Source organism: Halalkalibacter wakoensis JCM 9140 (assembly GCF_000513095.1).
In the GTDB taxonomy this organism is placed as follows: domain Bacteria; phylum Bacillota; class Bacilli; order Bacillales; family Bacillaceae_D; genus Halalkalibacter; species Halalkalibacter wakoensis.
The window spans coordinates 103,534-116,437 of the sequence record NZ_BAUT01000006.1; the positions used below are offsets into that span (position 1 = coordinate 103,534).

The 12,904-nt window shown below is 39.2% G+C and carries 9 protein-coding genes and 1 riboswitch; all 9 genes read right to left on the reverse strand.

All coding sequences use genetic code 11. The features are described 5' to 3' along the window. Nucleotides 1-3: 3 nt before the first annotated feature. The 9 genes from rpsA to JCM9140_RS04750 all read right to left on the reverse strand — a co-directional run bounded on the left by rpsA (nucleotide 4) and on the right by JCM9140_RS04750 (nucleotide 12,629). Nucleotides 4-1,161 carry a 30S ribosomal protein S1 gene (rpsA, locus tag JCM9140_RS04710; protein WP_034743014.1) on the reverse strand — a complete coding sequence of 386 codons (1,158 nt, stop codon included), beginning with the start codon at nucleotides 1,159-1,161 and terminating at the stop codon, nucleotides 4-6. An 89-nt stretch (nucleotides 1,162-1,250) separates the two neighbouring features. Further along, complete coding sequence (locus JCM9140_RS04715) at nucleotides 1,251-1,841, reverse strand: lysophospholipid acyltransferase family protein (protein WP_034743016.1); 591 nt, start codon at nucleotides 1,839-1,841, stop codon at nucleotides 1,251-1,253. Nucleotide 1,842: 1 nt separating this feature from the next. Continuing rightward, nucleotides 1,843-2,517 (reverse strand): (d)CMP kinase, encoded by a 675-nt coding sequence (gene cmk / locus JCM9140_RS04720; RefSeq protein ID WP_034743018.1) that lies wholly within the window; start codon nucleotides 2,515-2,517, stop codon nucleotides 1,843-1,845. A gap of 172 nt (nucleotides 2,518-2,689) precedes the next feature. Continuing rightward, nucleotides 2,690-3,364: a flagellar brake protein gene (locus tag JCM9140_RS04725; protein WP_235715276.1), complete on the reverse strand. Its 675-nt coding sequence runs from the start codon at nucleotides 3,362-3,364 to the stop codon at nucleotides 2,690-2,692. 98 nt (nucleotides 3,365-3,462) lie between these two features. Next, complete coding sequence (gene ypeB / locus JCM9140_RS04730) at nucleotides 3,463-4,812, reverse strand: germination protein YpeB (protein WP_034743023.1); 1,350 nt, start codon at nucleotides 4,810-4,812, stop codon at nucleotides 3,463-3,465. Between the two features lie 19 nt (nucleotides 4,813-4,831). Next, a complete protein-coding gene (locus JCM9140_RS04735) occupies nucleotides 4,832-5,944 on the reverse strand; it encodes a cell wall hydrolase (protein WP_439644268.1) in 1,113 nt (370 codons plus the stop codon). 244 nt (nucleotides 5,945-6,188) lie between these two features. Further along, nucleotides 6,189-9,641 (reverse strand): methionine synthase, encoded by a 3,453-nt coding sequence (gene metH / locus JCM9140_RS04740; protein WP_034743027.1) that lies wholly within the window; start codon nucleotides 9,639-9,641, stop codon nucleotides 6,189-6,191. Between the two features lie 34 nt (nucleotides 9,642-9,675). Continuing rightward, entirely contained in the window at nucleotides 9,676-11,514 is a 1,839-nt protein-coding gene (locus JCM9140_RS04745; RefSeq protein ID WP_034743030.1) for a bifunctional homocysteine S-methyltransferase/methylenetetrahydrofolate reductase, read from the reverse strand. Next, nucleotides 11,511-12,629 (reverse strand): methionine biosynthesis PLP-dependent protein, encoded by a 1,119-nt coding sequence (locus tag JCM9140_RS04750; protein WP_034743033.1) that lies wholly within the window; start codon nucleotides 12,627-12,629, stop codon nucleotides 11,511-11,513. The genes JCM9140_RS04745 and JCM9140_RS04750 overlap by 4 nt, the downstream gene beginning before the upstream one ends. An 81-nt stretch (nucleotides 12,630-12,710) precedes the next feature. Next, a riboswitch (SAM riboswitch) is annotated at nucleotides 12,711-12,813 on the reverse strand. Between the last annotated feature and the right edge of the window lie 91 nt (nucleotides 12,814-12,904).

Here is a 12,904-nt window from a genome sequence, read left to right on the forward strand (position 1 = left end):
TTATTAATTTTTGTATTTTTTTAATTGATCTCCAATCATATCTCCAAGAGAGAAACCAGATGATTCTTCTTCTTTTGCCGCCTCATAGGCTTGAAAATCAGCATCACTAGATTCCTCCTCTTCAAGTAAATCTCTAATACTTAATGAAATCCTTTTTTCCTCAATATTCACATCAAGAACCTTCACTTCAACGGTTTCACCTTCTGTCAATACCTCAGATGGGGTACCAATGTGACGGTTGGCAATTTGCGAAATATGAACGAGACCTTCAACACCAGGTGCTAATTCAATAAATGCTCCAAAGGATACGAGACGTCTCACTACACCTTCGACAACATCTCCAACAGCTACTTTACCTGAGTAGCTTTCCCAAGGCCCTGGCAAAGTATCTTTAATTGATAAAGATACACGCTCACTATCTTCATCTACCGACAGAATCTTTACTTGAACTACGTCACCTTCATTTACAACATCTGAGGGTTTTTCAACACGATGGTGAGCAAGCTGAGATATATGGACCAAACCATCAACCCCACCAAGATCAATGAAAGCACCAAAATCCGTTAAACGCTGAACCTTGCCCTCAACCGTATCTCCTGCTTTTAGTGATTGAAGTACATTGCGCTTTTTGTCTTCCACTTCTTCATCAAGAACAGCTCGTTGAGAAAGGATCAATTTATTATTTTCCTTGTCTATTTCTGCTACTTTCACACGTAGCGTTCGGTCTTTATAATCTGAGAAATCTTCAACAAAATGACGTTCTACTAATGAAGCAGGAATGAAGCCCCTCACACCAACGTCGACCACAAGACCTCCCTTAACAACATCTGCTACGGTTACATCTAGAACTTTTCCACTATCATAAGCGGATTGAAGCTCGTCCCATGCTTTCTCTGCCTGTACTGCTCGCTTTGAAAGGATCAGCTCATCATCCTCTAATTTAAGAACTTTTAACTCGAGCTCATCGTCAACTGAAAGAACATCACTTACTTTTTCGACATGCAAACTTGAAAGTTCACTTATGGGCACAATCCCATCTACTTTAAAACCGACATCGACAAACGCTTGTTTATCTTCGACTTTTGTCACTTTTCCTGTTACGACATCTCCCACAGAAAATGATTTCATCTCTGTTACTTCTTTGTTCATTTCTTCGACCATTGACTTTTGCCTCCTTCAATCCCCGCTATTTTTGCGGTATGTAACTAGTATTTTATCTATCTTTCACGCAAGCGAAAGAAAAGTAATAACTACTGTTTTGGCTCATGTTTATCAATGAGCTTTTTAATTTCTTCCATGATCCGCTCTGTTGCTTCCTCAGCCGAAGCCTTTTGCTCCCTTAGTTGAGTGAAATCGATAGGCGTTCCATATACTAATTTTAAAGATTTAAACGCTTTATATGGACCAATAATTGCACAAGGAATCACGACTGCTTCTGTTCTTAATGCGAAGAAACCTGCGCCAGATAACCCTTTTCCTAATTGACCATCTTTGCTTCTAGTCCCTTCAGGAAAAAGACCAATCATTTTTCCTTCTTTCAAAAATTTCATTGCTGTTCGGATTGCTTGTTTATCACTCATACCTCGTCTTACAGGAAAAGCACCTAGTCGTGGCAATAAGTTCTTTAATATGGGCATCTCAAACAGTTCTTGCTTAGCCATATAATGTAATTGGCGTTTAATGTATGCTCCTAAAAGTGGAGGATCAAAATTATGAATATGGTTACAACATAAAATAGTTGGACCATCTTCAGGAATATTCTCTTTTCCGATCACTTCAACTTTGTAAGATGTTGAGAGAAACATTTTACTAACATTTTGACCAAATTGATAAATCCCCATTTTATTTTGCCCTTTCCTTAGCTAACTCGATAATTGCTTTTGCTACATCTGGAATTGTAAGAGTTGTTGAATCAATCTCCACCGCATCATCCGCTTTTCTTAAAGGAGCAAAAGTTCGTGTAGAATCTAGTTGATCTCTATGGGCTATTTCTTGTTTTAACTTTTCTAAATTTACGGACATACCCTTTTCAACTTGTTCTTCATATCGACGTCTAGCGCGTTCTTCTACTGATGCAGTTAAAAACACTTTTACTTTTGCATCTGGAAGGACATATGTACCAATATCTCTCCCATCTAGCACGGCCTGACCTTTTTCGGCAAGCTTTCTTTGGCGTTCGACCATTTCAATCCGGACACCTTCATGACTAGAGACTTGGGACACATTAGCTGTTATATGATTCGTTCGAATTTCTTCTGTCACATCTTCACTATTTAAAAATACTCGAACACCCTTTTTTTCATGCTCAAGATGGATGGTTGTCCTTGATAACAATTCTGTTAGTACGTCTTCATCTTCAAGACTAATTTCTTCACGTAAAGCTGCTAATGTGAGCGTTCGATACATAGCACCTGTATCAATATAAAGAAACTCTAATTGTTCAGCAACTAGTTTAGCAACTGTACTTTTACCTGCTCCGGCAGGGCCATCAATAGCAATATTCATCTTTTTATCCATTACCTACACACACCTCATATACAATAAGAACAATTTGAAAGTGTTTACACTACCACTTTTTCCAAAATGTTCTCTACTTCATCTTATCATATTCTTACATTCCGGTCTAACTAAAGGTATTAATTATAAATGATTTAATGATTTTTTTCTACTTCTATATTCAATATTCTTTTTACAAGTCTTCATTTTTCCTTCGTAAAGCTAATTGTCGCTCAAAACAATATCGAATAACTTTTTGTTGATCACGTTCGTCAATGTCTAAAAATTGTAGAGAAACACGTTTCTTTGCGTCTAATTTAAGCCTAAACACACGAACAATTTTACATAATGCTCGAACATATACAATTTCTCCTGACTGCATATGCAAAACAAGAAAGACAAGTATTTGCCCCTCATCTATAAATGGTTGATCATCCGGTATAGAAAGCAAACAGCCACCGCCACTTAGATCAATTGTCAAAGTCGTGAAGGGAGGAAATTCCTCATTCACCGGATGAACGGCTACATCAAGCGACGTATCAACTCGTACATAGCTTCTCCTTTGAATCCTTATATATTTATCATTCCCTGGATCTTTCAAAAAAAGGACAGGTATGTTCCCCTTCATTCTTCCAACAATTTCTGTATCAAACGCATACATGGCTGAATCATCAGCTGTAATAAAAGAAGCCCGAAACTCAGTACCATCAAAAAAGAAACTTGGTTTACCAGTTTCATCACTTATAGGATAATCAATCACAAAAATATCTTCTTTCCTGTCTACTAAACGACATTTAAAACGCCTAGTTGTTTTTTCAAGTTCTTTTATTTCCTGCAGTTCTAAGAAGATGGTTGACCCTATTTTCATCAATCTCCTTACTCCCTCCAATTCCTACTCACTCCCTTATTATCTCATGAAAAAGCAAAAAGAAGAAGCATCATATGCTTCTTCTTCTACTTTTTCATTTAGGTAAAGTCATAAACAGGTTCAGATTGATTCAGACGATCAACTTTTTCTTCTGTTCCGTCGATGGCGTTAATAAACAACCGGTACGTCTCATCTTCAATCACACCGTAAAACTCATAGCAAAGTACTTCTTCACCTAAATCATTTTCAATAACAGCTAGATGATCTTCCATTACTTCTAAACGAGGATTTAACCTGTCTCTTGCTTCCTCATTTGTTAGTTCTGGCTCAGGAATATTTCGGTCTTTATGATTGATTAAATAACTCTTTGCCTCATATCCTAGAACATCGCCATCATCTAATGCCACTTCGAGGCGAATTAAATCCGTATATACGCGAACATTATCTTCTAAATGTACAAACTCTAACATTGCGATGGAGTCATATTGCCGGCTTTCTATTAGTTGCATGTTTTCTTTTCCATGTTCTTCTAAATAGTCTTCGGCAATTTCAACCGCTTCATTTAAACCAATTGTTTGTTCTTCAATTTGACGGTCTTGTAAAAACCAAATTGGCTCTCCACCATTTTGACTCAAATCCATGTAGTAATTTGTTTCATGCTCTGGATCATCAACTACGATTGTGTAGGCAGGATAAGCTAGGCCATTACCTGTCTCTGAAACATGGACAGCTGTATTCTGACTCACATCTAAGTATTGACGTGCTAATCTTTCTGCTTCTTCTTTTGAAACAGGCTCTCCGTCCAACGCTTCTTTTAATTCACCATTTAAATCGTCTATGGCGGCAAGCCCCGCTCCCCATTCCGTTTCACTGTAACTTTGAATAGACTTATTCATTACTTCTAGATTATGAACAACCATATTGTCTATTGGCTCTTGGGACGCGCGCATTTCTTCTTCAATATTTATCCATTGATCCCCATTAGCAAGCATCATAGCTTGAGAACGACGAACTTCTTCTCGTATATCTTTCGAATAGTCATATAATTTTTCTAATGTTGAGTATTCATCGTCGGTTAGTGGGTCTGCGTCTAAGTCTCGGATAGACGTACGATAACTAAACCTACCTAACTTGAATAGAAATTCTTCTGTCTTCCCTAGATCAACTGAGCTAAGTGGAAGTTGGCCAATGTTCTCTTGTGCTAAACTAACAACTCTCCAAACATCAGCTAACGCCGGTGTTAGTTGATGGCGTGAGTTCATCGCCAAAGTTGCTCCTAATTGGTCTTCAATTTGATCAATATGAAAGGCAAGCTCATGAAACGCTCTTTGATAGTTATTTTCTGCTGTCACTCTTAAGACTTGCTTTTCTTCACGCTCTTGAAAGCCCCAAATTCCAGTTGCGACAACAGCTACTGTTAAAAGACCAATCACAAAATTTCGTACCATAGTCAATCACCTCCATAAATTAATGACAGAAAATATGTTTTCCAATTCGCTTAATTTGTGGTCTTGTCCAAATCCAACCTGATGTAGCTGTATCCGGATTGAAATAATATAAAGCATTACCAGATGGATCTTGGCCATTAATTGCATCAAGAACCGCTCGGCGTGCTGTTTCATTTGGTTGCATATAAATTTGCCCATCCGCTACTGCTGTAAAAGCACGTGGCTCAAAAATAACACCAGATGCTGTATTCGGGAATGTCGGACTGTTAATCCGGTTAATTATAACAGCTGCAACGGCGACTTGACCGACATACGGTTCACCGCGCGCTTCTCCATATACAGCCTGAGCCATAATTTGAATATCATTTTCAGAGAAGCCAGCTGGAACATTCGTTGCCTTTTCGATATTTGCATCATTATCTTGCTGTTCTGGTTCTTCTGGATAAGGCACAGGTTCTTGCGCAGGTGCAGGAGTTGGTTCTGCTCCTGGTGTTGGTTGCTCTACCTGGCCTCCCTCAGGCGCTTGCTGCTGTTGCCCTCCAGGTTGTTGCTGCTGTTGTTGTTGCTGTTGCTGTTGCTGCTGTTGCTGTTGTTGCCCTTCTGGTTGCTGCTGTTGCTGTTGTTGCCCTTCTGGTTGCTGCTGTTGCTGTTGTTGTTGTTGCCCTTCTGGTTGCTGCTGTTGCTGCTGTTGCTGTTGTTGCCCTTCTGGTTGCTGCTGTTGCTGCTGTTGTCCTTCTGGTTGCTGCTGTTGAGTTGCACCATCCCGACTTCCTTTTGGTCCTTTTTGAATTTCTTTTGGTGTCCCACCATAATGTGTAAATTGACGACCTTCATTCAAAGCCTTTTTTACAAATTCTTCATTATAATTTGTTGCCCGCTCCAACATGTCTTTCATTTTTGGCCCTACTAATCCATCTACATCTAGACCGAATTCTTCCTGGAAATTTCGTACGGCCCAATACGTGCCCCAATCATAGACCCCATTAATCGTCCCTGTGTAAAATCCGTTGTATTGAAGTCTAGCTTGTAATTCAACAACATCGTCACCCGTTGCACCCCTTTGAATCACCTGATCTGAGAATGCATGAGTCGTTGCCATATTCATTGAAAACCCAATACATATGATCGCCATGATGAGTGGAATCTTGAATGAAAACAGATTACGTTTCATGTTGTAGACCTCCTTGTGTTCGTGGTATCTGTTTCATGACTTGGTCATGATTGATATGGATAGTGTTTGTTTTCAACCTAGTTTTATGCAAATTTAAATCAAAAACTTACCAATACACTTCTAACCTTCTCCTTTTAAGCCTTATATGATCATGTTTCAAAACAAAAAAGCTGATGAGAGTAGTTTTTCTCTCATCAGCTTTTACTTATCCTAATACATTGAAATATCGTCCTTCTGGGTGAGCAAATACCATAGCTGTAACCGAGGCTTCCGGCTCCATCATATGCCCTTCCGTTAACTGAATACCGATTTTCTCGGGCTTCAGTAGCTCAAATAACTTTTCTTGATCTTCTAAGTTAGGACAAGCTGGATACCCAAACGATACACGCACACCTTGATATTTTGCGGCAAAACGTTCATCCATTGTCAAGTCTGCAGAGTCCGGAAAGCCCATTTTATCGCGCATTTGTTGATGAACACGCTCAGCAAATCCTTCTGCAATTTCTAATGCAGCTGCTTGTATTAAATGACTATATAAATAATCTCCATCACGTTTTGCTTGATCGGCTAACTCACGAACCCCATGTCCAGCTGTAACAGCTAAAAATCCAACATAGTCCATTTCACCACTAGAAACCGGACGCAAGTAGTCTGCTAAGCATAAAAAGGGTTTGTGACTTTGACGCGGAAATGTAAATCGTTGAATTTCTTTTTTCTGATTAGTTGGATCATAAATAATAATATCATTTCCATCTGCTTGTGCAGGGAAGAACTGATACATTCCATGAGCTTGAATAACTTGATTTTTCTTTGCTTGCACTAAAAACTCATCAACACGTTCCTTTAATTGAACAGCTCTCTCATCTTTTTCAGCAAGAAGTCTGCTCACCTTGCCTTGTAAACCTAGATGTCGTCCTAGTAACATTTGCATATTAATATATGGCTCAAGGTGTGAAAGCTTATAATCACGTAAAATGTGTACATCCAAATCTGCAGGAGTATAGATCGGACCATCACGTTTGACATCTGAACGTACACCCTCAGCTACCGTGCGCTCATTTAATGGTTTGCGCTCTGGAAGGCGAACAGCATCTTTTTTCGCTCTAGCCTCTGCTAGTTCTGCAGCCAGTACTTCTCTCTCCTCTGGTTTTGATAGACGATTAGCAATTTCTAGTCCGTTCATCGCATCTTTGGCATATAACACAAGTCCATCATATTCAGCTGCAATTTTCGTATCCGTGAATTTTCTCGTTAGCGCTGCACCGCCGACTAAAATCGGGATCGATATTTCTTGCTGCCGTAAATCTTGAGCCGTTAACACCATTTGCTGTGCTGATTTAACAAGTAAACCTGATAAACCTATTGCATCAGGGTTTTCTTTTTTGATTGCTTCGATTAATTCATTCGATGTTACTTTAATTCCAAGGTTCACAATCTTAAACCCATTATTCCCTAGTATAATTTCAACTAGATTTTTTCCTATGTCGTGAACATCACCTTTTACGGTCGCAAGCAGTATTTTCCCTTTTCCGTTATCATTTTCTTTTTGTTCCATATGAGGCTCTAGGTGAGCAACCGATGCCTTCATTACTTCTGCACTTTGAAGAACTTCCGCCACAATCAATTCGTTGTTATTAAATAATCTACCAACTTCATCCATGCCATCCATAAGTGGCCCATTAATAATATCTAAAGGATCGCTGTACGTTGCAAGTGCTTGATCTAAATCTTCTACTAGTCCTTCTTTTGTTCCTTCGACAATGTAAGAAGCAAGGCGTTCTTCAAGTGTCAAGTTCGAAGTATCCACTTTTTTCTCTGCTTTTTTACCACGATAAAATGCCGTGAACTCAGCAAGCGTTTCATCTGTTGTTTCAAACAACAACTTACTTGCCATTTCTTTTTCTTCATCAGAAATCGATGCATAACGTTCTAACTTTTCCGTATTCACAATCGCATAATCTAAGCCCGCTTGTGTACAGTGATACAAATAAACAGCATTAAGGACTTCACGCCCAACTGGAGGCAAACCGAAGGAAACATTACTTACTCCTAAAATGGTTAAACATTTCGGAAGAGCTTCTTTAATAAGTCGAATTCCTTCTACCGTTGCATTAGCTGATCCAATGTACTGCTCATCACCTGTTCCAACAGGAAAAACCAATGGATCAAAGATAATATCTTCAGGTTTCAGTCCATATTTATGAACAAGCAAATCATGTGAACGTTTCGCTACTTCTAATTTTTTCTCAGCGGTAACAGCCATTCCTTCCTCATCAATTGTTCCAACGACTACAGCAGCACCATATTTCTTAACAATAGGAATAACTGCTTCAAAACGCTCTTCGCCATCTTCCAAATTAATTGAGTTGATTATCGCCTTTCCTTGTGAATATGTTAAAGACTTCTCAATTACTTTTTCATCCGTAGAGTCAATCATTAATGGCACTTTCACTTTATTGACAAGAAATTGGAGGAAATTTTCCATGTCTTCAAGTTCATCTCGATCAGGGTCTGCTAAACAAGCATCAATAACATGCGCTCCCTTTTTTACTTGAGCTCTCGCAATTTCAGAAGCTTCTTCAAATTTCCCTTCCGCGATCAAACGTTTGAATTTTCTCGAACCAATAACGTTTGTGCGTTCCCCGACAAAAAGTGGACGCATGCTATCATCATAAATAAGGGGTTCAATTCCCGATACAGCGTGAGGATGTGTCGACTCAAACGTTCTTGGTGCAAAATCTTTAGTTGCTTCAACCATTGCTCGAATATGATCTGGTGTCGTTCCGCAACAACCGCCAACGACGTTTAACCAGCCTTTTTCAGCAAACCCCTTTAGTTTTGTTGCAAGAGAATCTGGTGATTCATGATAGTGCCCTTCTTCATCTGGTAGCCCAGCATTTGGATAACAACTTACATATGTTGTAGCTAGCTCAGATAATGAACGAATATGGTCTCTCATAAACTCCGGTCCTGTTGCACAATTCAACCCAACCACTGCTGGATTCATATGTTCCAATGACAAGTAAAAGGCCTCGATATTTTGTCCTGCTAGCGTCGTTCCCATTGGTTCAATTGTACCTGAAATAAATATTGGCAACTTCACATTTAGTTCCTCAAACGCCCGTTCAATTCCAATATACCCGGCTTTTACATTACGCATATCTTGACTTGTTTCAAGAAGCATTATATCGGCTCCACCACGAATAATGCCTCTAGCCTGTTCATGATAAGATTCCACTAATTTTTCAAACGTAACTCCACCTGTTACCGATAAGGATTTCGTAGTCGGCCCCATCGCTCCCGCAACAAAACGAGGCCATTCTGGCGTTGAAAATTCATCCGCTACTTTTTTTGCGATGGCTGTGGCCAAACGACTTAACTCTTCTGCTTTATGGCCAAGATCATAATCATCAAGGACAATATCTGTCGAACCAAAGGTATTCGTTTCAATAATATCTGCCCCTGCCTCTAAATAGGCACGGTGAATATGTTCAATGACATGAGGAGCTGTTTCGTTTAAATATTCGTTACACCCTTCATATTCTTCTCCACCAAAATCCTCTGCAGATAAGTCAGCTTGTTGCAGCATGGTCCCCATTGCTCCATCAAGGATTAGAATTTTCTTTTCTAGCTGTTTTTCAAACAAAGACTTAACCATATGTCCGTCCTTTCTACTTCACACATCAGTTTCCTTACTTACTTGTCTGTATAATTGGTTTTCTTGACTCAATATACTTAGTTAATTCTACTGTCATCTCATAACGCATAAATGGAGTGATTAAATAAATACCATTAAAGAAATTTAGAGTTGCATCAATAAGATGTTTGGCTATTTTTATTCCCTCTAAAGTCGCAGCTTCTTTGTCTTCTCCACATGCTGCCATAGCACTTCGAATGTCATCCGTTAATTTAATACCAGGTACTTCATTGTGAAGAAATTCTGCATTCCGGGTTCCTGTTAACGGCATAATTCCAATGTAAATAGGTTCTTTTATATGTTTCGTTTCATTTGCTAATGCTTCGATTTGCTCAATGCTATAAATAGGTTGTGTCATAAAGTAGTCTGCACCACTTTCAACCTTCTTTTCCATTCGTTTTACTGCTTTATCCAAATGCCTAACGTTTGGATTAAAAGCGGCTCCGATAGAAAAATTGGCTTTTTGGCCAAGCTCCTTACCAGAGAAAGAAATTCCTTCATTTAATTGTTTCAAGAAAGAAATGAGTTGAAACGAACTTACATCGTAAACGGATGTAGCACCCGGGAAATCACCAATTTTTGTTGGATCCCCTGTGACAGCCAACACATCATCAATTCCTAAAGCATCGAGACCCATTAAATGTGATTGAAGACCAATTAAATTCCGATCGCGACATGTAACATGCACAAGCGGTCTAGCACCAATTGAATGTTTCATCATGGATCCAAGAGCTAAATTATCGACGCGAGGTGAGGCAAGTGAATTGTCTGCCATCGTAATTGCATCAACCCCAGCTTCATGTAACGCCTTAGCTCCCTCCATAAAACGCTTCGTGTTTAACTTCTTTGGGGGATCCAATTCAACAATTACTGACTTTCTCTCTTTTACAATATCCGGTAGAGGTATTTCTTTTCTAGGAATCGAAATTGGATTGCGTTCAACACCTAAAATGGTTTTCACTTTTTTGGTCGTAATTGGTTGCGTTACATCTCTCATTTTAGCAAAAGCACGTATATGGTCTGGAGTTGTTCCACAGCAACCACCTAGCAAACGAACTCCCTGTTTAATGAACTTCTCGCCCATATCTTGAAAATAATCGGCATTTGATTGGTAAAATACACGTCCATCACGATAATCCGGCAAACTAGCATTCGGGTATGCAGATAAAAATGCACGCTCTGGTAAGGCAATGGTTTCAAACGAACGCAACATATGAAAAGGACCTGTCCGACAATTCAATCCTACTACATCAGCACCAATGTCTGTTAATTGCTCAAAAGCATTTGAAACGGCAATTCCACCGTTCATGACACCAATTTCACCAAGAGATAAATTAACAACTATTGGTTGAGCTGTCAATTTACGCGCAAGGGCAGTGGCCATCTTCGCTTCCTCCAGATCATAAAACGTCTCAAGCAAAAGACCATCTACGCCTTCAGTTAAAAGTTCATTCATTTGTTCCAAGAACGCAGATTCAATTTCCTGCAAATCCCACTCTTCTAATTGAAACCTACGAATGCCACCAATTGTACCTAAAACAAACGATTGGTCCTCAGCTGCTTTTTTTGCAATTTGAACACCAGCCCGATTTATCGAGTGAACCTCTTTTTCTAAATTGTATTTTTCTAGTTTTAATCGATTGGCTGCATACGTATTGGTTTGAATGACATCAGCTCCTGCAGAAACATACTCAGCATGCGCACGATGAATTTTTTCAGAATTGGTTAAGTTTACTTCTTCAAAGCATTGATCGACACCTCGCTCATAAAGCAAGGTTCCCATGGCTCCATCACCAATCAATACTTTTGATGCTAATTTTTCTAAAAAACTCATCCATTGTCCCTCTCTTTCACATGACGGAATGCTTGATCAAGATCAGCAATTAAATCAGCGGCACGCTCAATCCCTACAGAAAAGCGTAGCAGTCGATTACAAACTCCATTTGCAATACGAATCTCTTCCGGAATGTCCATATGGGTTTGAGTTGCAGGATACGTCATCAAGCTCTCGACTCCCCCCAAACTTTCAGCAAATGACACCAGTTTTAAGTGTTGCAGAAATGGGTTTACCCACTCTTCCTTAAGTATTCTAAAAGAGATCATGCCACCTTTGCCCGGATACAGAACATCAGTAACTCCCTCTTGTTCTTCTAAATAGTTAACGATTGCTTTCGCATTTTCCTGATGTTTATCCATTCGAAGAGCAAGAGTTTTCATTCCTCTTATTAATTGATACGAATCAAAAGCAGATAAAATGGCACCAATGCCGTTATGATAATAACCAATTCTCTCACAAAGGTCTTCTCCTTTAGCTGCAATGAGTCCAGCGATGACATCATTATGCCCTCCTAAGTATTTAGAAGCACTATGTATAACGATATCAGCACCATCAACTAATGGCTGTTGCAATAAAGGCGTGTAAAATGTATTGTCAACAATGAGTAAAATACCATGTTTTTTAGCCAATTTAGCTAGATCGGGGATAGATGCTTCCTGCATTAACGGATTCGTCGGTGTTTCAATAAACAAGGCCTTTGTATTTTCGTTAATGTTGTTTTCAAATTGTTCAAGGTTGCGTGGATCTGCAAATGAAAATGTTAAGCCCCAACGATTCCAACCTTGCTCAAACAAACGATATGTACCCCCGTATAAATCTTGAGATGCTAATATTTCATCTCCTTGCTCAAATAAAGATAATACCGTTTGAATAGCAGCCATGCCTGAACTGCATGCAAATCCTCTATCTCCTTCTTCTAACTCAGCAATCGCTTTTTCAACAACCTCTCTTGTTGGGTTTCCAGTTCGCGCATAATCATACCCCGTTGATTCTCCAATTCCCGTGTGCCTGTAAGCAGTTGAAAAATACACAGGTGTATTAATCGTCCCAGTTGGATTATCGGAACGGTTTCCAATTTGTACTAAGATTGTTTCAAGTTTCTCACGGTTCATTTCATTTCCCTCCATACGATCATTAAGTATAAAAAAACACCTTCCTCATAAGAAGAAGGCGGTTGATTTATCAAACTCTTCTCCTTATCTCTCAAGTCATGGACTTGATGGATTTAGCACCTGACCAGATCGGCTGGTTGCTGAGACATCTTAGGGCCAGTCCCTCCGTCTCTCTTGATAAGAAATGAATTATTCATATTTTTTCATTTAATCAAAATTACAACAAATTTCGGTATTTTGCAAGAGAATTTTTCAAAATTGATATTACTCTTGAG

Coding starts and splice junctions, on each gene's coding strand:
- cmk (WP_034743018.1), bottom strand. CDS start 2,517: ATGGATAAAAAGATGAATATTGCTATTGATGGCCCTGCCGGAGCAGGT.
- metH (WP_034743027.1), bottom strand. CDS start 9,641: ATGGTTAAGTCTTTGTTTGAAAAACAGCTAGAAAAGAAAATTCTAATC.
- JCM9140_RS04715 (WP_034743016.1), bottom strand. CDS start 1,841: ATGGGGATTTATCAATTTGGTCAAAATGTTAGTAAAATGTTTCTCTCA.
- ypeB (WP_034743023.1), bottom strand. CDS start 4,812: ATGGTACGAAATTTTGTGATTGGTCTTTTAACAGTAGCTGTTGTCGCA.
- JCM9140_RS04725 (WP_235715276.1), bottom strand. CDS start 3,364: ATGAAAATAGGGTCAACCATCTTCTTAGAACTGCAGGAAATAAAAGAA.
- JCM9140_RS04735 (WP_439644268.1), bottom strand. CDS start 5,944: ATGGCGATCATATGTATTGGGTTTTCAATGAATATGGCAACGACTCAT.
- JCM9140_RS04745 (WP_034743030.1), bottom strand. CDS start 11,514: ATGAGTTTTTTAGAAAAATTAGCATCAAAAGTATTGATTGGTGATGGA.
- rpsA (WP_034743014.1), bottom strand. CDS start 1,161: ATGGTCGAAGAAATGAACAAAGAAGTAACAGAGATGAAATCATTTTCT.
- JCM9140_RS04750 (WP_034743033.1), bottom strand. CDS start 12,629: ATGAACCGTGAGAAACTTGAAACAATCTTAGTACAAATTGGAAACCGT.